Source organism: Streptomyces sp. NPDC058289, assembly GCF_042880975.1.
Taxonomy (GTDB): Bacteria; Actinomycetota; Actinomycetes; order Streptomycetales; family Streptomycetaceae; genus Streptomyces; species Streptomyces stoeckheimensis.
The window spans coordinates 37830-60355 of sequence record NZ_JBHVYI010000023.1; the positions used below are offsets into that span (position 1 = coordinate 37830).

Annotated in this window: 21 protein-coding genes; 17 read left to right on the forward strand and 4 right to left on the reverse strand. The window is 69.0% G+C overall.

What is annotated here, in order from left to right:
• Positions 1 to 30: 30 nt before the first annotated feature.
• On the reverse strand, positions 31 to 1368 hold the full coding sequence (locus ACFVX6_RS14375; protein ID WP_389691226.1) for a M14 family metallopeptidase: 1338 nt from the start codon (positions 1366 to 1368) through the stop codon (positions 31 to 33).
• Between the two features lie 110 nt (positions 1369 to 1478).
• Positions 1479 to 3176 carry a chitinase gene (locus ACFVX6_RS14380; RefSeq protein ID WP_389691228.1) on the reverse strand — a complete coding sequence of 566 codons (1698 nt, stop codon included), beginning with the start codon at positions 3174 to 3176 and terminating at the stop codon, positions 1479 to 1481.
• Between the two features lie 378 nt (positions 3177 to 3554).
• Between ACFVX6_RS14380 and ACFVX6_RS14385 the strand changes: the two genes are divergently transcribed.
• The 14 genes from ACFVX6_RS14385 to ACFVX6_RS14450 all read left to right on the forward strand — a co-directional run bounded on the left by ACFVX6_RS14385 (position 3555) and on the right by ACFVX6_RS14450 (position 14672).
• Positions 3555 to 4487, forward strand: a complete 933-nt coding sequence (locus tag ACFVX6_RS14385; RefSeq protein WP_389691230.1) for a hypothetical protein — start codon at positions 3555 to 3557, stop codon at positions 4485 to 4487.
• A 39-nt stretch (positions 4488 to 4526) separates the two neighbouring features.
• Positions 4527 to 5231, forward strand: coding sequence for a Flp pilus assembly protein CpaB (locus tag ACFVX6_RS14390; RefSeq protein WP_389691232.1), 705 nt, complete (start codon positions 4527 to 4529; stop codon positions 5229 to 5231).
• A gap of 7 nt (positions 5232 to 5238) precedes the next feature.
• The gene (locus ACFVX6_RS14395) at positions 5239 to 6546 is read left to right on the forward strand and encodes a CpaE family protein (RefSeq protein ID WP_389691234.1); all 1308 of its coding nucleotides are present in this window, start codon (positions 5239 to 5241) and stop codon (positions 6544 to 6546) included.
• 3 nt (positions 6547 to 6549) lie between these two features.
• Positions 6550 to 6936 (forward strand): TadE/TadG family type IV pilus assembly protein, encoded by a 387-nt coding sequence (locus ACFVX6_RS14400; RefSeq protein ID WP_389691236.1) that lies wholly within the window; start codon positions 6550 to 6552, stop codon positions 6934 to 6936.
• A complete protein-coding gene (locus tag ACFVX6_RS14405; protein WP_389691238.1) occupies positions 6933 to 7355 on the forward strand; it encodes a TadE/TadG family type IV pilus assembly protein in 423 nt (140 codons plus the stop codon). The genes ACFVX6_RS14400 and ACFVX6_RS14405 overlap by 4 nt, the downstream gene beginning before the upstream one ends.
• Entirely contained in the window at positions 7352 to 8734 is a 1383-nt protein-coding gene (locus tag ACFVX6_RS14410) for a CpaF family protein (protein ID WP_389691240.1), read from the forward strand. Before ACFVX6_RS14405 ends, ACFVX6_RS14410 begins: the two co-directional genes overlap by 4 nt.
• Positions 8731 to 9669 (forward strand): type II secretion system F family protein, encoded by a 939-nt coding sequence (locus tag ACFVX6_RS14415; protein WP_389691242.1) that lies wholly within the window; start codon positions 8731 to 8733, stop codon positions 9667 to 9669. Before ACFVX6_RS14410 ends, ACFVX6_RS14415 begins: the two co-directional genes overlap by 4 nt.
• 13 nt (positions 9670 to 9682) lie before the next feature.
• Positions 9683 to 10573 (forward strand): DUF5936 domain-containing protein, encoded by an 891-nt coding sequence (locus ACFVX6_RS14420; RefSeq protein WP_389691346.1) that lies wholly within the window; start codon positions 9683 to 9685, stop codon positions 10571 to 10573.
• Positions 10574 to 10576: 3 nt separating this feature from the next.
• On the forward strand, positions 10577 to 11812 hold the full coding sequence (locus ACFVX6_RS14425) for a sensor histidine kinase (RefSeq protein ID WP_389691244.1): 1236 nt from the start codon (positions 10577 to 10579) through the stop codon (positions 11810 to 11812).
• Positions 11812 to 12501 (forward strand): response regulator, encoded by a 690-nt coding sequence (locus ACFVX6_RS14430; RefSeq protein WP_389691348.1) that lies wholly within the window; start codon positions 11812 to 11814, stop codon positions 12499 to 12501. Before ACFVX6_RS14425 ends, ACFVX6_RS14430 begins: the two co-directional genes overlap by 1 nt.
• A gap of 110 nt (positions 12502 to 12611) precedes the next feature.
• The gene (locus ACFVX6_RS14435) at positions 12612 to 12812 is read left to right on the forward strand and encodes a hypothetical protein (protein ID WP_389691246.1); all 201 of its coding nucleotides are present in this window, start codon (positions 12612 to 12614) and stop codon (positions 12810 to 12812) included.
• 8 nt (positions 12813 to 12820) lie between these two features.
• The gene (locus ACFVX6_RS14440) at positions 12821 to 13414 is read left to right on the forward strand and encodes a pilus assembly protein TadG-related protein (protein WP_389691350.1); all 594 of its coding nucleotides are present in this window, start codon (positions 12821 to 12823) and stop codon (positions 13412 to 13414) included.
• 30 nt (positions 13415 to 13444) lie between these two features.
• Positions 13445 to 14032 carry a hypothetical protein gene (locus ACFVX6_RS14445; RefSeq protein WP_389691248.1) on the forward strand — a complete coding sequence of 196 codons (588 nt, stop codon included), beginning with the start codon at positions 13445 to 13447 and terminating at the stop codon, positions 14030 to 14032.
• 4 nt (positions 14033 to 14036) lie between these two features.
• Positions 14037 to 14672 carry an OmpA family protein gene (locus ACFVX6_RS14450; RefSeq protein ID WP_389691250.1) on the forward strand — a complete coding sequence of 212 codons (636 nt, stop codon included), beginning with the start codon at positions 14037 to 14039 and terminating at the stop codon, positions 14670 to 14672.
• A gap of 38 nt (positions 14673 to 14710) precedes the next feature.
• Here ACFVX6_RS14450 and ACFVX6_RS14455 read toward each other — a convergent pair whose 3' ends face one another.
• Positions 14711 to 14908, reverse strand: a complete 198-nt coding sequence (locus ACFVX6_RS14455) for a hypothetical protein (protein WP_389691252.1) — start codon at positions 14906 to 14908, stop codon at positions 14711 to 14713.
• Positions 14909 to 14919: 11 nt separating this feature from the next.
• A complete protein-coding gene (locus ACFVX6_RS14460) occupies positions 14920 to 15771 on the reverse strand; it encodes a helix-turn-helix domain-containing protein (RefSeq protein WP_389691254.1) in 852 nt (283 codons plus the stop codon).
• Between the two features lie 222 nt (positions 15772 to 15993).
• Here ACFVX6_RS14460 and ACFVX6_RS14465 point away from each other — a divergent pair, with 222 nt between their 5' ends.
• The 3 genes from ACFVX6_RS14465 to ACFVX6_RS14475 all read left to right on the forward strand — a co-directional run bounded on the left by ACFVX6_RS14465 (position 15994) and on the right by ACFVX6_RS14475 (position 22409).
• Entirely contained in the window at positions 15994 to 16494 is a 501-nt protein-coding gene (locus ACFVX6_RS14465; protein ID WP_389691256.1) for an ATP-binding protein, read from the forward strand.
• Between the two features lie 837 nt (positions 16495 to 17331).
• The gene (locus tag ACFVX6_RS14470) at positions 17332 to 22086 is read left to right on the forward strand and encodes an RHS repeat-associated core domain-containing protein (RefSeq protein ID WP_389691258.1); all 4755 of its coding nucleotides are present in this window, start codon (positions 17332 to 17334) and stop codon (positions 22084 to 22086) included.
• Positions 22083 to 22409 (forward strand): hypothetical protein, encoded by a 327-nt coding sequence (locus tag ACFVX6_RS14475; RefSeq protein WP_389691260.1) that lies wholly within the window; start codon positions 22083 to 22085, stop codon positions 22407 to 22409. The genes ACFVX6_RS14470 and ACFVX6_RS14475 overlap by 4 nt, the downstream gene beginning before the upstream one ends.
• Positions 22410 to 22526: the final 117 nt, after the last annotated feature.

Sequence of the window (22526 nt, forward strand, 5' to 3'; positions counted from 1 at the left end):
GGGGCGCCCCGGTTCACATGACGACCGGCCCTACGGGCAGTACTGCGCCTGCTTGCCGATCGACCGGTACATGCAGTCCGCGTTCTCCAGGAGCTGCAGCACCGCGTCCTTGTTGCGCGCCGTCTCCCGGTCGATGACCTCGTCCGGCGGGTAGAAGCCGCCGCCGCCCGAACCGGTCGGGTACATCTCGAAGGTGTAGGCGAAGATCTTCTGGTTGCCCCACAGCCAGTCGTCGATCGTCCCGTCCGTGATGTACAGGTCGCTCGACTGCTCCGGCGTGTAGCCGTTGCTGGCCGCCATGCTGGTGCCGATCTTCTTGTACACGGCCAGGTCGTCGGCGGTCAGCCCGGGCGCCGTGTCGTTGTACGTCCACCCGAACGGCCACAGCACGAGCTCGCTGTACGTGTGGAAGTCGATGGCGGCCGTGATCTGCTGCTTGCCGCCGATCACGCGGCTGCGCACGAAGTCCGAGACCACCTTGACCTCGGGCGCCGACTCGGCGGCCGCGCCCCGGTAGGTCTCGGAGCTCTTGCTGCTGCTGGAGCCGCCGCAGCAGCCCCACTTGTAGTCCCAGTTGCGGTTCTCGTCCGTGCCGACGTAGGAGGAGCCGGCGTTGGGCTGCCGGTTCTTGCGCCAGGAGCGGTACGAGCCGGAGGCGATGTCGTACTCGCCGCCGTCCGGGTTGAGGTCGGGGATGATCCAGATCTCGCGGCCGTTGACCGCGTTGGTGACCCTGGAGTCCGTCCCGTACTTCGAGCCGAACTCCTTGAGCAGGTAGAGGGCCATCTCGACCGTCAGGTGCTCGCGGGCGTGCTGGTGCGCGGTGAAGAGCACCTCGGGCTCGGCCTCGTCGGTCGCGACGTTGTCGCTGATCTTGATCGCGATGAGGTCCCGGCCCTGGTACGACTTGCCGATGACCCGCTTGCTCATGAGCGTGGGGTACTGGGCGATGCGCTGGTCGATCTCCGCGTTCGCCTCGGCGTAGTTGTGGTAGAGCGCGTCCTTCGACGGGAAGTCGTTGATCCCGGCGGCGATGTCGCGCCCGTCGGAGCGGTCCGGCGGTCCGGGCAGCGCGGTCAGCTCGTAGCCGAGGGCGCGCAGCTTCTTGGCCTGCATCGTGTCGGCGCTGACGACGACGGAGCGGGCGTCCACCTCGTCGATCGAGATGCCGGTACGGAGCAGGGCGGTGCGTTCCGTCGCCGTGGACGGGCCCTGGATCTCGTACTGGACGATCGACTCGTCCTGGGTGGCGGTCGACGGGGTGGGCGGCGGGGCTGCCGTCGCGCTCAGGCTGTAGGCGGGTGCGCCGAGCGCGAGCGCGAGAAGGGCCGCCGTGACGGCGGCCCTTCGGCGGTGGTGGAGCCGCATGCGTTCTCCTGGGTGGGAGTGTGGGGGTAGCCGTGCGGACGCGCACAGCGTGCTCTCGTGGCATGTCCGGGTCAAGAACCTCAAACCAGCCATCCCCACACACCTACCTGCTACGGCAGGCCGTGGACCTTCGGACCCACCGCGTTGGACCAAGCGCCACCCGCTTTGGCGTCCCAGTTGGTCGACCAGGTCATCGCGCCGCGCAGCCCCGGGTAGGTCTTCGACGGCTTGAAGCTGCCGCAGCTCGTGCCCCTGGCCAGGCAGTCCAGCGCGTTGTTCACGATGGTCGGCGAGACGTAGCCGCTGCCCGCGCCGCTGGGGGAGGCCGGGACCCCGATGCCCACCTGCGAGGGGTCGAGCCCACCCTCCAACTGGATGCAGGCCAGCGCGGTGAGGAAGTCCACCGAGCCCTGGGAGTAGACCTTGCCGTCGCAGCCGAGCATCGCGCCGCTGTTGTAGTACTGCATGTTGACGACGGTGAGGATGTCCTTCACGGCGAGAGCCGTCTTGAAGTAGCCGCCCTGCGTCGACTGCATGTCGATGGTCTGCGGGGCCATGGTGAGGACGAGCGAGGGGCCGGCCTTCGCCGCCAGTGCGCGCAGCGCCTGGGTCATGTAGGTGGGGTTCAGGCCGTTCTCCAGGTCGATGTCGATCCCGGTGAAGCCGTACTCCTGCATCAGCGCGTACGCGGAGTTCGCGAGGTTGGTCGCGGACGTCGAGTCGTTGACCGAGATGGTGCCCTTCTCGCCGCCGATGGAGAGGATGACGGACTTGCCGGCCGCCTTCTTCGCGGCGACGTCCGCCTTGAACTGGGGGACCGTGTAGCCGCCGAGGCCGGCCGAGTCGAGGTTGAAGGTGATGGCGCCGGGCGTGCTCGTGGCGTCGGCGAAGGAGACGGCGATGATGTCGTACTGCGCGGAGACGTCGGAGATCTTCTGGACGGTCGCGCCGTTGTTGAAATTCTGCCAGTAGCCGGTCACCGCGTGCTTGGGCACCGACGGGTTCGGATTGCCGCCCCCGCCGCTCGTGGTGGTGCCGGGGACGGCCGCACCCTTCACGCCCTCGCCGGCCGCGTTGTACGCGCTCACCTGGAAGGAGTACGTGGTCGACGCGGCGAGCCCGGTGATCTGCGCGGAGGTGCCCGAGGTCACGGTCTGGACGCGGACGCCGTCCTGATACACGTAATAGCCGGCGGCCCCGCTGACCGTGTTCCACGAAAGGGTGAGCCCGCTGGAGCTCTGGCCGGAAACGGCGCTGCCGGACGGGGCGCCGGGGATGGTCGGCGACGGGTCGGTGCCGCCTCCGCCGTCGGGGCCGAAGACGCTGAACTCGTCGACCACGAAGCCCGGCTGGCCGAACCAGCCGTGGGTGTAGACGGTGACCTGGGTGGTGCTCGGACCGGTGGTGAAGGTGGTGGACAGCTTCTGGAAGCCGCCGCCGGTGCCGGGGGTCCAGGTGGAGACGTCCTGGGTACCGGTACCGGTCGCGCCGAGGTACACGTACGAGCCGTTGACCTGCTCGCTGAGCGTGTAGGTCGAACTCGGCTTGACGGTGACGACCTGGCTGCACTGCGCCTTGTCCTGGCCCGCCGGGGTGGCCTTGAGGGCGCCGGCGCCCGCGAAGACGGGGGAGGAGACGACGGCGCCGCTGCCGGAGGTACACGTCCAGTTGGCGAGACCGGACTCGAAGCCGCCGTTGCGGGAGACGTTGACGTCGGCGGCCTGGGCGGTGCCGGTGGCCAGGGCGGTGAGCCCGGCGGCTGCGAGGGTGACGGCGAGCGGAATGGCGAGGGAGCGTATGCGGTTCACGTGGGCTCCGGTGGGGGGAGGTGGGGGGGTGAGAACGCGTCAGACGGTGTTCGGGAAAGCTGATCGGAAGGTGATCCGGGGCAAGTGGGGTGCCCCGCAGCCAAGTTGGTCTAGTCCAATGTCCATGTCAAGAGTGTTTGCAATATGGCTTGAACTGATCGACCTGCCCGTCGTCTTGCGATCCTTGTTGTCCGGATTTTCCCGCCCCCCGTGACACGTGCCGGTGGCACGGGAATGTGCAAGGCCCTGCCCTGTCAGGAAGGACGTGGATATGGTGCTGGGGCAAGGGGGAAGGGTGTTGATCGTTTGCGGTCGCGCAGCATGCGCGCACCCGCCGCGGTCAGGGGAACGCCCGTGGATGTCCGGGTGAACGGGGGGATGCGCGTGCCGATCGCCATTGCTGTCACCAGCGCCGATCTGGTGCTGCCGGCCCCGGACCGGCACACCCCGGCCGCCGCCGTACTGCCGCCGCCCGAGGAGCTCGACCTCGACGGCGCGCTCGCCCAGACGGCCGGCCTGCTGGAGCGCCACGGCCACCTGGTGGTCCTCGTGCCGTCCTGGCTCCGCGCCTCCGCCGTCCGCCGCCTGCACACCGTCCGGTCCATTCTGGAAACCGACCGGATCGCCCTCGTCGACGTCGATCTCCCGCCGCTGGGCACCGCCCTGCTGGTGCGTCAGCTGCGCCAGCTCAGCGTCTGCGACTTCAGCCCCGGAGTCCTCGCCTCCGCCGCCCGGTTACTCACCCACTACATCTACGCCGGTGCGCTGCTCGGCTCGGTCGCCAAACTGGACCGGGTGCCGGTCGGGCTGAAGGCGCACGCCAAGTCCTGGTCCCCGAACGCCCAGTTCGCCGTACTGGCCCATCCGACCCCGCACCTGGTCAAACTGGGCTCGGGCTCCGGCGGAACCCACGGCGGCGGCGCCACGCTCCCCCCGGGCCCCGACTTCGCCACCCACCTCACCTTCGCCCGCGGCCAGCTCACCTCCGACTGGGTGGCCTCCGACCTGGCCCCCGCCTGGCGGGTCCAGGGCGTCATGGAGAACCCGCTGCCCGCGGACTCGCCCGCCTGGTGGGCCACGCCGAAGCTGGTGGAGTTCGCGGCCGCCATCCCGGACCCCTCGGTGCTCTACCAGCTCGTCGCCTCGGTCCGCCGCGAGGAGTGCCGCTGGTGCGGCTTCGAGCTCATCGGCGACCGCTGCAGCTTCTGCGCCGCCCCGCTCCTCGCACCGGCCCCGCCGCCCCCGACGGCATCCGCATCCGGTTCCGCCTCCGCGGCCCAGCTCCGTCCCAGATCCAGATCCAGACACTGACCGGCCCGAACGAATGAAGAACGGCGAGGTAAGACGGCCATGAACTCACGCCAGCGCCGCGGCGTCATCCTGCTGATCCTGTCGGTCCTGTGCGCCCTCGCCGCCTTCGGTGGAGTCCTCGTGGTGATGGGAGACGTCAACTCCAAGGTCGGCAACGAGGTCGTCGCCTACCGGGTGAAGGGCGACATAGCCCCGTACACCCCCCTGGCGGCCGGCCAGTTCGAGCAGGTCACCGTCCCCAAGCGGTGGCTGTCCGACACCGCCGTCACCGACCTGGGCGTGCTCAAGGACAAGCTGGCGCTCACCTCCCTGAAGAAGGGCTCGCTGCTCCAGAGCGACATGTTCGTCGACAAGCCGAAGCTCCAGGCCGGGGAGCAGGAGATCGCGATCATGATCGACGCCTCCACGGGCGTGGCCGGAAAGGTCACCCCCGGAGCCAAGGTCAACATCATCGGCACCTACAAGGGCAAGAAGCCGACCGACCCCGACCAGTCGGTGCTCATGGTGGCCAACGCCCGCGTCATCAACGTCGGCAAGCTCACCCCCATAGACAGCAAGGACGCCGACAAGAAGAGCCCCACCGACGCCGTCCCGATCACCTTCGCCCTGTCCACCAAGGACACCCAGCGCGTCGCCTACGCCGAGTCCTTCGCGGTGCACGTACGCCTGGCCCTGGTGGCCCCCGGCACCGACTCGGCGCCCAACCCGGGCGACCACTTCTACACCCTTGAAGGGGACCGGTGAGGCGCCGATGACCACCCGCATCCTCCCCGCGGTCGGCGACCCGGAGTCCGCCCGCGTCATCGCCACCCTGCTCAGCCAGCTCCCGGGCGCCGAACCGGCCGCCCCCGTCCCCGACTCCACCTTCCTCCTCGACACGCTCGCCCGGCTGGCCTCCGAGTCCATCGACGAGCTGCCCGAGGTGGTCCTCGTACACGAGCGGATCGGTCCGCTCCCCGCCCTGGACCTCATCCGCGAGGTGGCCCTGCGCTTCCCCGCCGTCGGCGTCGTCCTCCTCACCTCCGACGCGAGCCCCGCGCTCTTCTCCGCCGCCATGGACTCCGGCGCCCGCGGCCTGATCGGCCTGCCGCTGGCCTACGAGGAGCTCGCCGCCCGCGTCCAGGCCGCCGCCCAGTGGTCCGTGGGCGTACGCCGCCACCTGGGCCGGGGCCCGGAACTGCCCAGCGGCCCGGGTGGCAGGGTCGTCACGGTCACCGGGGCCAAGGGCGGGGTCGGCGCCACCTTCACGGCCGTGCAGTTCGCGCTGGCGGCGGTCGCGGCCGGGCGGCGTACGGCCCTGGTCGACCTGGACCTCCAGGCCGGCGACGTCGGCTCGTACCTCGACGTGCAGTTCCGCCGCTCCATCGCCGACCTCGCCGGCATCCAGGACATCTCCCCGCGGGTCCTGCAGGACGCGGTCTACGACGACCGCACCGGCCTCGCGCTGCTCCTGGCCCCGGCCGACGGGGAACGCGGCGAGGAGGTCGACGACCGCGCCGCCCGGCACGTCATCGCCGCCCTGCGGGCCCGCTACGAACTGGTCGTCATCGACTGCGGCACCCAGGTGACCGGCGCCAACGCGGCGGCCGTGGAGCTGGCGGACGTGGCCGTCCTGGTCACCACCCCCGACGTGGTCGCGGTACGGGCGGCCAAGCGGATGGTCCGGATGTGGGAGCGGCTCCAGGTCAGGAAGGCGGAGGAGACGACCATGGTCGTCAACCGCTGGTCCAAGCAGACCGAGATCCAGCCCGCCCTGATCGAGAAGATCACCAAGACCCGGTCGGTACGCACCCCCGTACCGGCCGCCTTCAAGGAACTCCAAGCCGTCGTCGACGCGGGCCGGGTCCAGGACCTCGACAACCGCTCGACGGTCAAGCAAGCCTTGTGGACGGTGGCGGGCGAACTGGGCCTGCTGACCGCCCCGGAGGCCCAGGACGCCCCCGCGGCAGAACCCGGCGCGGCCCTGGCCGTACGGGGTTCCGGCGCGGTGGCGAGACTGCGCGGCAAGGGCGACCGGGGCGCACTCGGACCGTGGTCGCGGCGCGGGCGGGAGGGCTGAGCGGTGACGGGTCGCAGACGGTTCCTGTTCAAGGACCGCGGGGACCAGGGCCAGGTCGTGTTCGAGTTCGTCGGCATGCTGCCCTACATCCTGCTGATCGTGGTGGCGGTGTGGGAGTGCGTGCTGATCGGCTACGCCTTCTCCCTGGCCGGGAACGCGGCGGACGAGGCGGCGCGGGCCGGGGCGGTGCACGGAGCCGGCGCGTGCCAGGAGGCCGCGGGGGAGCACATCGGCGGCGCCTGGACCATGCCGCCCGCGACCTGCGGGAGGTCGGGGAACGTCTACAAGGCCGAGGTCCGTCTCAACCTCCCGATCCTGTTCCCGGGGTTCAACATCGGCGTCCCCATCACCGGCACGGGCGGCTCCCCGTACGAGGAGGGACTGAGATGAACCGGATCCGGATAGGGCTCCGCGGTTTCCGCGGTATCCGCGGCATCCGCCGCGGTGCCGATCGCGACAATGGCCAAGTCGCCCTCGAGTACATCGGCTTCCTCCCCATCCTCCTGTTGGTCGGGCTCGGCGGCATCCAGCTGGGCTGGTCCGCCTACGTGGTCCAGCAGGCCCAGACCGCCGCCCGTACGGCGGCCCGCGTGGAGGCGCGCGATCCGGGCGCGGGTGCGGCGGCCGGCCGTGCGGCGATCTCGGAGAACCTCGCGGCGGGAGCGACGATCGAGCGGGCCAGGACGCGGGACGCGGTCAGGATGACAGTGACCCTCACGATCGAATCGGTCGTGCCCGGAATCGGCGACCTCCAGGTCCGCCGGAGCGCCGTCATGCCCAACGACGACCCCGAGGTGACCGGACCATGAGCCTGCGTTCCAGGGTCAACACCCCCGACGAGCGGCACAATCCGCGCGAGGACGGCCGCCTGGTCTCCTCGTACCGCGCCAAACTGCTGGAGGAGATCGACCTCGCCGAGATGTCCGCGCTCGCGCCCGCGGAGCGCCGCGCGCGCCTGGAGCGCGTACTCGGCCACATCATCAGCCGCGAGGGCCCGGTCCTCTCCACCGTCGAGCGTTCCCAGCTCATCCGCCGCGTCGTCGACGAGGCCCTCGGCCTCGGCGTGCTCGAACCGCTCCTCGAAGACCCCACCATCTCCGAGATCATGGTCAACGGACCCGACCAGATCTTCGTGGAGCGTGCCGGCCGCGTGGAGCAGCTCCCGCTCCGCTTCGCCTCACACGAGCAGCTGATGCAGACCATCGAGCGCATCGTCTCCACGGTCAACCGCCGGGTGGACGAGGCCAATCCGATGGTCGACGCCCGCCTGCCCAGCGGCGAGCGCGTCAACGTGATCATCCCGCCGCTCTCCCTGACCGGCGCCACCCTCACGATCCGCCGCTTCCCCCGGGCCTTCACCCTGCACGAGATGATCGGCCTCGGCTCCCTGGACGAGCAGATGCTCCTGCTCCTGTCGGGCCTGGTGACGGCCAAGCTGAACGTGATCGTCTCCGGCGCCACCGGCACCGGCAAGACCACCCTCCTCAACGCCCTCTCCGGACTGATCCCGGAGGGCGAGCGCATCATCACCATCGAGGACTCCGCCGAGCTCCAGCTCCAGCAGGCGCACGTCATCCGGCTCGAATCCCGCCCGCCGAACGTGGAGGGCAAGGGCCAGATCACCATCCGCGACCTCGTCCGCAACTCCCTGCGCATGCGCCCCGACCGCATCATCGTCGGCGAGGTCCGCGGCGGCGAGACGCTCGACATGCTCCAGGCGATGTCCACCGGTCACGACGGCTCGCTCGCCACCGTCCACGCGAACAGCGCCATCGACGCCCTGATGCGCCTGCAGACCCTCGCCTCCATGTCGGAGGTGGAGGTCCCCTTCGAGGCTCTCCAGGACCAGATCAACAGCGCGGTCAACATCATCGTCCAGCTCACCCGCTTCGGCGACGGCACCCGCCGCATCACCGAGATCTCCCTCCTCGACTCGCACGGCCGCGAGCCCTTCCGCATCACGACGGTCTGCCGCTTCGCGGCGATGCCCATGGGCCCCGACGGCCGCGTCCACGGCCGCTTCGAGTACTACCCGCTGCCCCGCTGGCTCGCGGACCGCCTCTACATGAACAATCAGCCGATCCCGCAGGCCTTCGGGGTCGCACCGGCGGACGCACCCTTCACCGACCCGCTGACCGATCCGCTGGCCGGCCCCCTCCCCGCCCGCATCACCCGGACCGCCCTGTGAACCCACTGATCTCCCTCACCCTCGGCGCCACGCTGCTGACCTGCGTGCTGGCGGTCCTCGGCATCCACGCCTACGCCACGGGTCGCGCCCAGCGCGCCGCGCTCATCGAGCGCCTCTCGGCGACCGGCCTCCCGGCACCCCTCGGCCGCAGGCGCCGCTTCCCGGGCGTGGACCGGCGCCTGCGCACGACCAAACTGGGCCGCGGCATCGAGCGCAAGCTCGCGGTGACCGGCCTGGACCTCACCGTCGGCGAGTACTTCGTCTACATGCTGGCCGCGGTCGCCGGGATCTGGCTGATCGCGGCCTCCTTCCTGGCCCCGTTCTTCGGCCCGGTGGCCGGCCTGATCGCCTTGTGGGGGGCCAACGCCTTCCTCAACTGGCAGCGGGCGCGCCGCACCGAGCGGTTCATCAACCAGCTCCCCGACGTGGCCCGGATCCTCGCCAACGCCACCCAGGCCGGCCTGGCCCTGCGTACGGCCATCGGCATGGCCGCCGAGGAACTGGAGGCACCGGCCGGCGAGGAACTGGCGCGGGTCGCCGACCGGCTCGCGGTGGGGCACTCCATGGAAGAGGCCCTGGGCGAGATCGAGGAACGGCTCCCCTCGCGGGAACTGGTCGTCCTGGTCTCCACCCTCGTCCTGTCCGCCCGCGCGGGCGGCGCCATCGTGGGCAGCCTGCGCAACCTGACGGTGACGCTGGAACAGCGCAAGGAAACCCGCCGCGAGGTCCGTACGCAGCTGTCCCAGGTGACGGTCACGGCGTACCTGGTACCGGTCATGGGCGTCGGCTCCCTGCTCCTGGTGGACGCGATGATGCCCGGCGCACTGGACCGCATGACGGGGTCCGTCGTCGGGCAGAGCGCCGTACTGGTCGCCCTGGGGCTCTTCGCGCTCGGCTTCGTCTTCATCCGCCGCCTGACCAAGATCGCCGTCTGAGGAGGCCGGAATGATCGCGCTGCTCCTCGCCCTGGCCGTGGCCCTGTCGGTCTTCGGCGTCTTCCACGGCATCCGCCTCTACCGCGCCGACACCAAACTCCCGAGCGACCTGATGCTGGCCCTGGAGGTCGGCGCCACCCGTACGACCGCCGTCGGCTCCTTCATCGACCGCGCCGGCATTCGCTACGCGCCCCTGATACTGCGCCTGATGGGCCCGGACCGGGTGGCGCGTAAACGCCGCCAGATCGACCGGGCCGGCAACCCGTCCGGCCTGACCATCGACCGCTACGCCGCACGCCGTGCCGTCTACGCCCTCCTGGGCGGCGTGGGCGCCTTCGCCATGCTGATCAACGGGCAGCTGGTCCTGGCGCTGGTCATGGTCGCCTTCGGGGTGTTCTGGATCGAGGCCGGCCTCTGGTCGGCGATCCGGATCCGCCGCGACCACATCGAGCGGACCCTGCCCGACTTCCTGGACGTACTGGCCGTGGTGGTCAGCGCCGGGATCGGCTTCCGGCCGGCGCTGGAACGGGTGGCGGACAAGTACGAGGGCCCGTGGTCCGACGAGATCCGGATCACCCTCCAGCAGATGACCATGGGCGTCAGCCGCCGCCAGGCCTTCGACGAGCTGCGCCGGCGCAACGACTCCGAGCAGGTCGCGCAGTTCGTCACCGCCCTCCAGCAGGGCGAGGAACTGGGCTCCCCGATCGTCGACACCCTGATCGCCATCGCCGAGGACATGCGCCGCACCGACGCCCAGAACGCCCGCCGCCGGGCCGCCAGGGCCGTCCCGAGGGCGACCTTCGCCGTCACGACGTTCATGCTGCCCGGGACGATGATCCTGCTGATCGGCGGGTTCGTGTACGGAGCGGACGTCGACTTCAGCGGCCTGTTCGGGGGCGGGTGAGCCATGGCTGCCACCTCGCTGGACGTCACGGCGTACGCCGCCGCCCGGGACCGGCCCTCCGCCCGCCCCGCGGTGAAGCTGCCGATCGCCCTCCAGGTCAACGCCCTGCAGGCGCTGTGCCGCCAGGTCTTCGCGTTCCGCCTCGTGATGATCGCCCTCGGGACGCCGGTGGTGCTGAGCCGCACGGCACCGGGGACGCAGACCCACCTGGCGGGCGGCGCGGTACTGCTCACCTTCATGCTGTCCTACGTCCTGTTCCGCGACTGGGAGCGCTTCGGACCGCTGCTCCTGCGCCACCGTTGGCCGCTGGCGGTCGACTGGGTCTTCAGCGGACTCCTCCTCGTCACCGCCACCCCCGGCTCCCCGCTCCTCCTCGCCTCGGTGTGCACCCCGCTGCTGGCCGGAATCGTCTACGGCTGGCGCGGCTCGGCGGTCTACGCGGGCATCCAGGCGGCCGTGGTGGCGGTGGTGGGTGAGGCACTGATGCTGTCGATGCTCTGCGTCCTGGCCGGGGCGGTCGGAGCCTCCCTGCGCGACCTGCTCCTCCGCTTCGGAACGGCCGGCCAGGCCCTGCTGGAGACCCGCGCCCGCCTGGCGGTGGCGGAGGCGGTGCAAGCCGAACGGGACCATCTGGCCCGCGAGTTGCACGACTCCGTCGCGAAAACCCTGCACGGCCTGGCGCTGGCCGCCGACTCCCTGACCCGTACGACGGACCCGGCTGTGCTCCGCAGCCAGGCCGCCCTGGTGGCCGGGGCGGCCCGTCGCGCGGCGGCGGAGTCCCGGGACGTACTGGCAGACCTGCGGCGGGACCTGGACACGCCGGGGGTGTCCCTGGCCACGGAACTCCGTGCCCGGACCGGCCTTTCCGCGGCCGAGCTGCGCGTGAGCGGCACCCTGCCGGTGATGCCTTCCCCGGTGGCCCGCCACCTGCTGGCGGTGGCGGGGGAGGCGGTGGGGAACGCCCGACGGCATGCGGGGGCGGCCCGGATCACGGTGGAGGCCGCCGTGGACGCCGCTGACCTGGTGCTGGTGATCGAGGACGACGGCCGGGGTCTGCCTGGCGGCGTCGACGTAGCGGCGCTGGCTGGCGCGGGGCGCTTCGGCCTGCTGGGCATGGCGGAGCGAGCGGCGGCGATCGGCGCCCGCCTCCACATCGGAGCCCGGCCCGATGGGCGGCCGGGGACCCAGGTCCGGCTGACCCTTCCGCTGTCCGCCCTCCCGGCGGGGAGGGGTGCGTGATGGCGGTGCCGCTGCGCGTACTAATCGCCGACGACAACCCGGTCGTACGGGCCGGCCTGGCGGCCCTCCTGGCCACCGCGGAGGACATCGAAGTGGCGGCCGAGGCGGCGGACGGCCGCGAGGCGCTGCATCTGACACGGCTCCACGCCCCCGACGTGATTCTGCTGGACGTCCGGATGCCGGGGGTGGACGGCATCTCGGCGCTGCCGCACCTCGTGCAGCTCGCACCGGTGCTGATGCTGACGTACAGCCAGGAGTCGGAGATCGTCCGCGAGGCGCTGCTGCTGGGCGCGGGCGGCTACTTGGTGCACGGTGAATTCACGCCGGATCACCTCGTCGCAGCCGTCCGCGACGTTCGCGCGGGCCGCGCACATTTCAGTCCGACGGCTGCGAGCGCGGTGCTCACGGAACTCCGGGCCTCTTCGCATGCGCAACGAACTGTGGGACAGTCTTCGGAGCGTCTTCCCAACCATGCTGTGTTCGGGCTGAGTTCGCGTGAGGAGGAGGTCATGGGTCTCATCGCTTCCGGCATGAGTAACCAGCAGATCGCAGCCAGTTGCTTTATCAGCGAGAAGACGGTCAAGAACCACATCAACCGGATCTTCGCGAAGCTCCAGACCGCCACGAGGAGCGAGGCGATAGCCCGTTGGCTGGGAACCGCCCGTCCGGGGGTGGCTGGCCATGGGTAGACGGAGTGCGCAGTGGGTCCGTAATTGGGTCCCGGGACCCTTTGCAACTGCTGGTGCGTCGAAGTACCGTCCGCGAACCGATATCGGCGCCGGCTCTGGAGAGGACTCCCATGCAGAACCTCAAGCTGCTCAAGGCGATCGTCGAACGGAAGAACCGCCTGCGGCGGGGGGCGGACGAGGGTCAGACGGTCTTCGAATACCTGGGGATCATCACAATCGTTGCGTTGATCATCGCGGCGATCGTTGCCTCTGGTCTCGCGGGCAACATCTCGGGTGCCATTACGGCGGTCTTGACGAGAATCACGACTTAGTGACCGGGGTGGGCTCGCGTGATCGGGGCCAGGTTCTCCCCTTCTACGCCGCGATGATGGCACTCTTCCTCTTTGCCGCGTTGGCCTTCGTCGTCGTCGGGATGGCGGGGGCCACGCGCAGTGATGCGCAGGGTGCGGCCGATGCGGCGGCGCTCGCGGCAGCCCAGGAGGTCAGGGATAACGCGTTCAGGGGCCGGAATCTCCTCACCCTCACACCGGAGGACTGGGAGGAGATCATCAGGGGCCGCCGCTTCGATACCGCGGGGGCCTGCGCCCAGGCGAATGCCTTCGCCGGCACGAACGATGCCGCTGCGGAATGCGATTTCGACGTCCCGGAGTTCACCGTCACGGTGACCACCAACGGCACGGTCGGGGACTCGGTCATCCCGGGGACCGAGAACGTGCATGGCCAAGCCACGGCAACGGCCCTGATCGAACCACGGTGCTCCCTGCAACCGGCGCCCACCCCGCCACCGCCCGGGGGTGGCGGGCCCGTCGACATTCAGTGCCGGGACGGATCGGTGATCATCGTGAATCCGTCAGATCCCGGGTCTTTGTACAACCTGGCGAGGAAACTCTTCGTTGTGCGACTGGCCGACTGACATCGAACGAGAGACAAGGAAACGGCGTACATGGGCATGCGGCAGAAGGTGAAGGTCCGCGGGGGAGCGGCCGTTGCGGTTGCGGCGGTCTTGGCCCTCGCGTTGGCCGGATGTGGCGGAGGCGGCGAGAAGGTGAAGGGGCCGACGAAGTCCGAGACTCCCCAGGCCCAGGGAAGTAGCCCTCAGCAGCCTGCGCCCACCGTAAGTAAGGGCTCGGGACCTCTCGAAGTAATCGCTACGGCGCAAGGGCCTTCCGGCATCACGTTGGAGGTCAACTCGGCTGTACGCGACCAGGACGGGTACGTCACCGTCAGCGGTCTGATCAAGAACGCAGGCTCAGCAATTTTCTCCAACCTCGGACCCTTGCGTGGTGAAGAGAAGACCGCCAGTCACGGGTCGGTTGCCGGCGCAAGTTTGGTCGACGCTGTGGGCAAGAAGCGCTACCTCGTGCTGCGTGACACAGAGGGACGGTGTGCATGTACTACCGGTCTCCAGATCATCAAGGGTGGGGAGAGCGTCGCCTTCTTCGCGCAGTTCCCCGCACCACCGGCCACCACCACCGAGGTCGTGTTCGGTCTGCCGAGTTTTGCCGCGGCCACCATCAAACTCTCCGGGTGACCCCATGATCAAAAGCCATCGCACCACCGCAGCCACGGCCGTCGCCGGTCTCGTCATCGCCGGCGCACACTTTATCGGCGTGACCAGTGCGCATGCCGACGACGTCACGCCATCCGTGCCCCCCGGGACAGAGCCTTCCGCCTCGGCGCCCCCGCCCATCAGACCCGACTCTCCGGGGTTGAAGCTCCCACAGGGCGGCGTGCTCGCACCCTCCAAGGTGCTGGACATGGTGGAGGTAGTCGAAGACCTCGGCGGCGAGGAACGGCGCCAGGAGACGAACCAGACCGTCATGATGGCGCTGCAATCCGAGGTGATGTTCCCCGAGGACAGTGCCATCTTCAACGCCCAGGCCGCCGCCCGTATCCAGGCCATTGCGCAGGAGATCAACTCCCAGAAGGCCACCACCGTCCGGGTCTTCGGTTTCACCGACGACCAGGGCAGCTACGAGCACGGCAAGGAACTGTCGAAGAAGCGCGCCGACGCGGTCCAGGCCGAGCTGGCGAAGACGGTGACCAATCCCAGCGTCACCTTCGACGTACGCGGCTACAGCGAGGACTACCCGATCGCCGACAACGGTACCGAGGAAGGCCGCAAGAAGAACCGCCGCGTGGAGATCACCTTCCCGCGCAGCAGCAAGTAGCGAACGGACCCCGTCACCCGCTCTGGCGGGGGGCGGGGTCAGTCCGTCAGTAGGTGGTCGGCCTTGCCGGCCTTGATGTCCCGGATCAGCTGGTGCAGCGCCTCGCGGGTGTCCGTCAGGTAGGTGTCCTCCCGGCCGGACAGGGCTATGTAGCTGTTGCCATCGCCGTCCACGCCGATCCGGTAGCAGGAGTTCCCCTCGCCGCAGAAGGGATCCTCCCAGGTCACGTCGGTCACGGTGTCCCCTCTCACAGTTCGTTCGCGATGGCGCGAATGAAGTCCCGGGAGCGACCCGGAGGTAGAGCTAGCCGCTCCATCAGATCGAAATGGCCTCGGTATTTCGCGAGTTGGGTCTCGGCATGGAGGAAATCGGGCCCGTGCGAGTTGTCGATCTGCACGGTGTCGAGTTGCGCCGTCGGCCCCTCCGCGTAGAGCACCGTTTGTCCCGCTCCCGGAAAGCCGCCCGCCTCGAACGGGAGGACGAGCAACGTCACGTTCTCCTGTTCGGAGCGCTGGATCAAGTGGTTCAGCTGTGCCCGCAGGACGTCCGCACTGCCGAACCGCATCCGTAGGGCGGCCTCGTGCACGACGGCCACGAACGCGGGAGCGTTCTCGCCGTCCAGGACCTTCTGGCGCTCGATGCGCAGTGCCAGCCGCAGTGCGACCTCGTGCTCGGGGAGTGCGGGGATGACCATGCGGAACACGGCGAGGGCGTGGTCCGAGGTCTGGAGCAGCCCCGGCATGTGGAGCGGGTACGCAACCCGCATGCGGATGCTGCGGGACTCCAACTCAGCGATGTCCAGGAAGCCTTGCGGTACCTGACCCCTGTAGCGGTCCCACCACCGCGGGCCGGCGGGCAGGGCCATGTCCGTCAGTCCGGCGATGTACCGCTCGTCGTCCACCTGGCAGTTGGCTGCCAGCGTACGGAGCCGTTCGGTCGAGATGGCACGTGTGCCCGACTCCATCGCGGAGATCGCGCCCCGATCCACAGCCAGGAGGCTTGCTGCGAACTCGGCCGACATCCCTGCTGACGTGCGCATTCGGCGCAGTTCGTAACCCAGTCGCTTCTGGCGCTCGGTGGGAGCTGTCCTCGCGGTCATGGGGTGCAGTCTTACGCGTTACCGGGCCCCCGTTCCACGTACGGCTGACTTCTGCCGGGTAGCGGGCCAAAAAAGGCCCGCTCGCGCTACATTCAGTAACGCACCGCTCACGCAAGGGAGTTGGAAGTGCATCGCCGCAGCATGCCTCGGCCTCGGCCTCGGCGACGAGCCACTGCCCCCACCAACGCGAGAGCAACCCGAGCTCACGACAGGGAGTCCGTCATGCTCAGCCCCTTCATGCCCCCCAGCCCCGGCTGCTTCGACGCTTGCCCGCCGGCGGACGAGCCGCCGTCGCCCGACGGGCTGTCGTGCAGCCTGACCGTGCCCGGGGAGCCGTACAGCGCCCAGATCGCGCGCAGCACCGTACGGTCCGTGCTCCACGCCCACCAGCTCGACCGGGTCGCGCCCGCCGCCGTTCAGGTCGTGGGGGAACTCATCGCCGCAGCCTGGTACTTGGACCCCGGCCGGAGCCTCTACCTCGCCCTCCGCCACCGCGAAGGCGCCCTCCGCCTCACGGTCTACGACGGCCACACTCCCCACACCCACCCCCGCCTCGCCGCCCACTGCGAGGCCCGCCGCCGCGCCGCCCTACGGGTGATGGCCGCCGTCGTACGGGACTGCGGCGGCGCCTGGGGCTTCGGGGAGTCCCGGGAACCCGGAGGCGGGACACGGACCTGGGCGAGCCTGCCGGTTGCCGGCGCGCGGGGGTACCTGGCTCCCTGATGGCGGTGCCCCCCTTGGGTCACGAAACTGACCGGTCAATCAGGGGCTCGAAATGCGGCCTTCTTGGTACCCGGAATCAGACAGGCCATATATCGAGATGCCTCACAGGGTGGCCGCCAATCTAGCCTGAGCCCCTCCTGGGATGCACGCCAGGAAATGGATCTCTGGAGAGGCTTTATGGCAACACAGGGGTTGGCTCGAAACGGAAGATTATTGATCGTCCTGCTGCTTTCGTGGACGTTGCTGCTGTCCGGTGGCTCATGGGCGCTGTCCCCCCAGCAGCTCGACCCGCGGGACACCCCTGTGGCGGCGTTGGTGGAGGGAGGGAGTGCTCCCGAGCCGACGCCCCCGCAGCAAGCGATGTCGTTGGTGGAGCGCCGTGAGCAGGTGCGGCAGGATGCCGCGCGCGCAGGGCTCCGCAACCTTGCGACCGGGCCGGCTGTCACAGGCACAGAGGCAGCGGATGCAGCTCGTGGGCAAGCGGCGCAGGCCCTGCGCCTGGCGAGGGATTCCAGGACCGAAGGCGCTCCGGCCGCCGACGAGCGTGTGTGGGGGGTGCCGGACGACGTCCGGGTGATAGGTCCTGATGGTTCGATACGGGCTATCAGTCGGTGGCTTGGTTATCCGGCACTGCAGTACGGCGGCCAGGTGTTCATGGGGGACACGGTCACTCTGAGCACTGGAATGAAGAATTCCGACTCCGAATACCTCGGGGATGGGGTTTACGCAGAGCTTCCGCACCAAGTGAAGGTGACCTGGAATATTCACTGCGGCGGAAAGGTGTCCGCGATCGATCGTGGACAGGTTGTCACGGCGCCGTCCGCGGTAGCCCAGACGGTGCACCACCTCCCCGTCCCGTATGCGAGTGCCACGGTCACCATCACTGAGGAGCTGTGCCCCGGATCGTTGCCCGGTGACATCTTCGGGGTCACAGCGATCGGTGAGGTCATCGACACCGAAGGCACTGCCGCCGACCGCCAGGGAGGTCTGGCCGTTGTAGCTGACTTCGCGGCATCCATCTCCGACGCCGAGACCTCCGGCTGCTTCATCGACTGCTCCACTACCGGCCTCCAGCAGCCCCAGGCAATAAGCAGCGGCTCGGTGAACACCGCGACCGGTGCGTTCTCCCTGGGTGCAACGGACCTGGTCCAGTCCTCACCCGGCGGCGGATGGAGTGCGTCGCGCAGCTACTCATCCGGAGCCGCCCCGGGCGGCTTTGTCGGTCAGGCGGCCGCCGGTGGATCCCTGGGGCGGGGCTGGACGGTGGCGTGGGACACCCGCCTCCAGAAGGATGCCGCGACGGGCGACGTGACCCTGGTCTCGCCGACGGGTTCCCTCCACAAGTACAAGAGCAACAGCGCAGGCACCTTCGACCCGCCCAGCACCAGCCGATCGGAGCTGAAGCACCTCGCCGGCGTCGGGTACTCCCTGTCGACGCTGGAGAAGGGAACGCTGACCTTCGACGAGTCCGGTCGGCTCCTCTCCGACAAGGACCGGTCAGGGCAAGGGGCGACCTACGGTTACACCGCCGGCCGGGTCACCTCGGTAGCCGGCTCAGCGGGCCCCATCGCCACTCTTACGTACACGGGTGACTTACTGACCCAGATCGTCAGGTCGGATGGCCGCGCGATCGGCTACGCCTACACCGGCGGCCGTCTGACCTCAGTGACGGACGGGCAGAGCTCCACCACCTACGGGTACGACGCGTCTTCCCGCTTGGATTCGGTCAAGGACGGCAACGGGCAGCAGCAGGTCCGCAACGTGTACAACGCCCAGGGCCGGGTGACGTCGCAGACCGATCCGACCGGGGCCGTCACCTCGTACGCCTACAACGGTGGCGAGACGGACACCACGATGCCGGACGGTGGGGTGTGGACGGATGTCTACTCCCACAACCACCTGCTCTCCCAGTACGACCCCTTCGGCAACCGGACCGAGTACGCCTACGACGGCAAGTCCAATCTCACCCGCGCCACGGACCCGCTCGGCAACGCTTCGTCCGCCACGTACGACGCTGGCGGCCGACGGACATCCCAGACCGACGCGGCGGGCACCACGAGCTACAAGTACGACGCCTCCGGGAATCTGACCTCGTCCAAGGACCCGAACGGCAAGTCGACCACGTTCGCCTACGACGTGGGCCACCGACTCACTTCGACGAAGGACGCGCTCGGCAACACGACCACCTTCGTCTACACGCCGTCCGGGCAGATGAAGTCCGCGACGTCCCCCCTCGGCAAGACCTCTCAGTACCAGTACGACTCCGCGGGCAATCCCACCGCGACCATCACGCCGCTCGGGTCCAAGACCACCTCCACCTTCAACGCCTCGGGCATGCCCCTGACGGTCACCGATCCCCGGGGCAACGCCAGCGGTGCGAGTCCTGCCGCCTTCACCACGACCTACACCTACGACGTCGGCAACCGGCTCCTGTCGGTGAAGAACGCTGCGGGCAAGACCGCGACGAACGTCTACGACAAGACCGGCAACCTCACGTCCTCCACCGACACGGCCGGGCGGTTGGAGACGCACACGTACGACGCGGCGAACCGCCGGACGTCCACCACGGATGCCGCGGGCCGCAAGACCACCATTAGTTACAACCGCAGCGGCCAGGTCACCACCCGCACCGACGCCTCCGGGGCCAAGACCACCTACACCTACGACAAGGCCGGTCGAGTCCTCTCCACGACGTCCGCCAGAGGCAACGCCGCTGGCGGCGACCCCGCCAAGCACACCACGAAGTACGGCTACGACAAGGTGGGGAACCAGACCAGCGACACGGACCCCGCCGGACGGACCGCCAAAACCGTCTACGACGCGGCGTACCGGCCCATCTCGGTCACCGACCCCCTCGGCAACGTCACCAAGACGGCCTACGACAAGGCCGGCAACACGATCACGACCACCGACCCGCTGGGGAAGACCACCTCCTACACCTACGATGCCGCCGGTCGGCAGACCGCGGTGAAGGACCCCAACGGCAAGACTCTGACGTACACGTACGACGCGGACGGCAACCGGACCTCCGAGACGACGCCCCTGGGCTTCAAGACCACCTACACCTACGACGCGGACGGCCGCCGGACTTCCAAGACCGAACCTCGCGGCAACACGGCCGGAGCCACACCTGCCCAGTTCACCTGGACCACGGCCTATGACATAGCCGGCAACGTCATCAGTGAGACGGACCCGCTGGGCAACAAGACCACCCGGACCTACAACGCCCTGGGCAACCTGACCTCCGCCACCGATACCCAGGGCAAGAAGACCACCTACAGCTACGACGCCCTCAACCGGCTGATCCAGACCGCCTCACCCGATGGCAGCGTGGCAAAGGCGGCCTTCGACACCGCCGGTAACGTCACCTCCCAGACCGACGCCAACCAGCGCGTCACGAAGTTCGAGTACGACGCGGCCGGTCGGCGCACCAAGGTCACCGATCCCCTCGCCCGAAGCGTCCAGTACGGATACGACCCGGAGGGCAACCCCACCAAGATCGTCAATGCGCGGGGGCTGACCCTCACCAACGTCTACGACAACCGCAACCTCCTGACGTCCACCACCTCCTCCGACGGCACGCCCAAACTCACCTACACCCACGACGCCGCCAGGCGGCTGACCGCGGTCACCGACGGTTCAGGGACCAGGAGCATCGTCTACGACGCCGCCGGCAGGCCCACGAGCATCACCGCGCCCGGCTCGACGGCTCCCTTCAAGTACACCTACCAGGCCGACGGCGTGCTCAGCACGCGCACCTACCCCGACGGCCGCGCCACCTCGTACACCTACGACGCCGATGGCCGGATGACGGCCCAGAAGCAGAACAACCGCTCCACCGCATACACCTGGGACGCCTCAGGCAATCTGCTCTCCACAACCCTCCCCACCACACCGGCCATCTCGGAGAAGCGGACCTACGACCGGGCCGGACGGCTCGCCTCGATCACCGAGGGCGCAGGCGTACGCAGCTTCACGCGTGACGCCTCCGGACGCGTCACGACAGAAGCGTTGAAGACGGGCACAACGGCCAGCCTGCCCAAGCGATTCGACTACGACGTCGCCGGACGCCTCACACGCGTATGCACGGACGCCACCGCCACCCAGCCGTGCCTGCCCGGCACCAGCGGCGAGCGCTACACCTACGACAAGGTCGGCAACCGCCTGACAGCCGTCTCCGGCACGACGACCACCACGAACACCTACGACGCCGCCCACCAGCTGACCAAGAGCACCACCGGCAGCACGGTCACGACCCTCACCTACGACGCCGACGGCAACCAGACCAAGGACGGGACCGGCACCTACGCCTACGACGCCCTGGGCCGTGTGAAGTCGGCCAACATCGGCGCCGACGCCTACACCTTCGGCTACGACGCCGACGGCAACCGCACCTCCGTCAAGAAGAACACCGTCCTGATGCGCAGCTCCCAGTGGGACGTCAACGCGAGCATCCCCAGGCTGGCCACCGAACGAAGCGGCACCGGCACGCTCACCGGCGACTACCACTACGGCCCCAGCGGTGAGCCCCAGGCGCTGGACACCACCGCTTCCAGCTTCTACTTCCTCCACAACCGGCAAGACTCGGTCACATCGGTCAGGGACCTGACGGGCATCCAGACCTACCGGTACGCCTACAGCACCTGGGGTGCTCCCACAGGCACCGTCGGAGCGGGTACCAAGCAGCAGAGCTCCTTCGGCTTCAACGGCGCAGTCAAGGACTCCGTCTTCAGCACCCGGCTGCAGCTGCCGGCCCGCTCCTACGACACCAAGTCGGGCCGCTTCACCAGCCCCGACCCCCGACCCGACACCGCGACCTCGACCAACTCATCCACCTACGCGTACTCCAACAACGACCCCGTCAACCAGTCCGACCCCTCTGGCGCCTGTCCCCTCTGCGTCAGCATCGGCGTCGGCGCCGTCATCGGCGCTGCCGTCGAAGGCGGCATCTACTCCTGGCAGCACCGCGACGAAGGCTTTAGCCTCGGCGGCCTCGCCAAAGCCGCAGGCCGCGGTGCCGTAATCGGCGGCCTCTCCGGTGCCCTCATGCCCGGCGCAGGCAACCTCGTCGCCCGCGGCGCCGGCCTCACCGGCGGACGCGCCCTCGCCGCATCCGCAGCCGTCAACGCTGGCGTTGGCGCGGGGTTCTCATACGCTGTCAACAAGGCCAACTGCCGCCCAACCGACCCCTGGGACCTTCTCCTCGGCGCAGCCGGCGGCGCCAGCAGCAGTCTTGTCGGACCCGCATTCGATGCCGTGGGTATGTCCGCGAGGCCGGGCGCCACCGCAGCTCGAACCCCGGTGGGTGGCCGTGGCCGCAACTTGAACGTTGTATCGCCCGGAGGCCGGACCGCTCTTAACGTGCCGGCCACCATCTCGGGACGCGACTACACGGGGCATGCCTTGGACCAGATGCAGAGCCGAGGCATCTACCCATCTGCGGTCGAAGACGCCATCCAACATGGGCAGTTCATGGTAGGTAAGCGCTCAGGTACCTCGGCGTATTACTCTCTCGTCAACGACTTGACGATCATCACGGATACATCGTCAGGGCGAGTGATCACAGCAGTCTGGGGGTTTGTGAAGCAATGAGCGAAGCAACCGAACGAGAGACAAGGCAGCGCCAATTAATTGAGCAAGCACTCGCGACACATGGCCGTGGCGCTTCCACCTTGGAAGATCTTATCCGAGACCTTCAGGCTCTCTCGGTAGAGTTGTGGATGGTCCCGCAGGAATGGCTGGGCAGCTTCCAAGCCGAGGTAAACGAGCTGGAGGTCCTCTACGCAATCGCGCTCGACCGTGGCGTGGCCGATGACCTTCCGGAGGATTACCGGGCGGATGCGGACGAGGCAGTCCGCAGGCTCACATCGCTCCTCCAGTCTCTTCCGCCGCTGGCCGATGACGATGGAGTATGAGGAAGGCGACCCCGCCCACCCTGAGAGAACAGTGGGAGCGGGGGAAAAGAACGCGGCGGCCCGATCCCACCGGTAGGCACATGAGCGAGTACCTCCACACGTAAATGGCCAGGACTC

What these genes read in the sequence shown, in the direction of transcription:
- ACFVX6_RS14375 (WP_389691226.1), bottom strand. Translation starts at nt 1,368, where the DNA reads ATGCGGCTCCACCACCGCCGAAGGGCCGCCGTCACGGCGGCCCTTCTC.
- ACFVX6_RS14405 (WP_389691238.1), top strand. Translation starts at nt 6,933, where the DNA reads ATGAACCGGATCCGGATAGGGCTCCGCGGTTTCCGCGGTATCCGCGGC.
- ACFVX6_RS14430 (WP_389691348.1), top strand. Translation starts at nt 11,812, where the DNA reads ATGGCGGTGCCGCTGCGCGTACTAATCGCCGACGACAACCCGGTCGTA.
- ACFVX6_RS14475 (WP_389691260.1), top strand. Translation starts at nt 22,083, where the DNA reads ATGAGCGAAGCAACCGAACGAGAGACAAGGCAGCGCCAATTAATTGAG.
- ACFVX6_RS14445 (WP_389691248.1), top strand. Translation starts at nt 13,445, where the DNA reads ATGGGCATGCGGCAGAAGGTGAAGGTCCGCGGGGGAGCGGCCGTTGCG.
- ACFVX6_RS14425 (WP_389691244.1), top strand. Translation starts at nt 10,577, where the DNA reads ATGGCTGCCACCTCGCTGGACGTCACGGCGTACGCCGCCGCCCGGGAC.
- ACFVX6_RS14435 (WP_389691246.1), top strand. Translation starts at nt 12,612, where the DNA reads ATGCAGAACCTCAAGCTGCTCAAGGCGATCGTCGAACGGAAGAACCGC.
- ACFVX6_RS14395 (WP_389691234.1), top strand. Translation starts at nt 5,239, where the DNA reads ATGACCACCCGCATCCTCCCCGCGGTCGGCGACCCGGAGTCCGCCCGC.
- ACFVX6_RS14465 (WP_389691256.1), top strand. Translation starts at nt 15,994, where the DNA reads ATGCTCAGCCCCTTCATGCCCCCCAGCCCCGGCTGCTTCGACGCTTGC.
- ACFVX6_RS14390 (WP_389691232.1), top strand. Translation starts at nt 4,527, where the DNA reads ATGAACTCACGCCAGCGCCGCGGCGTCATCCTGCTGATCCTGTCGGTC.
- ACFVX6_RS14385 (WP_389691230.1), top strand. Translation starts at nt 3,555, where the DNA reads ATGCGCGTGCCGATCGCCATTGCTGTCACCAGCGCCGATCTGGTGCTG.
- ACFVX6_RS14450 (WP_389691250.1), top strand. Translation starts at nt 14,037, where the DNA reads ATGATCAAAAGCCATCGCACCACCGCAGCCACGGCCGTCGCCGGTCTC.
- ACFVX6_RS14410 (WP_389691240.1), top strand. Translation starts at nt 7,352, where the DNA reads ATGAGCCTGCGTTCCAGGGTCAACACCCCCGACGAGCGGCACAATCCG.
- ACFVX6_RS14460 (WP_389691254.1), bottom strand. Translation starts at nt 15,771, where the DNA reads ATGACCGCGAGGACAGCTCCCACCGAGCGCCAGAAGCGACTGGGTTAC.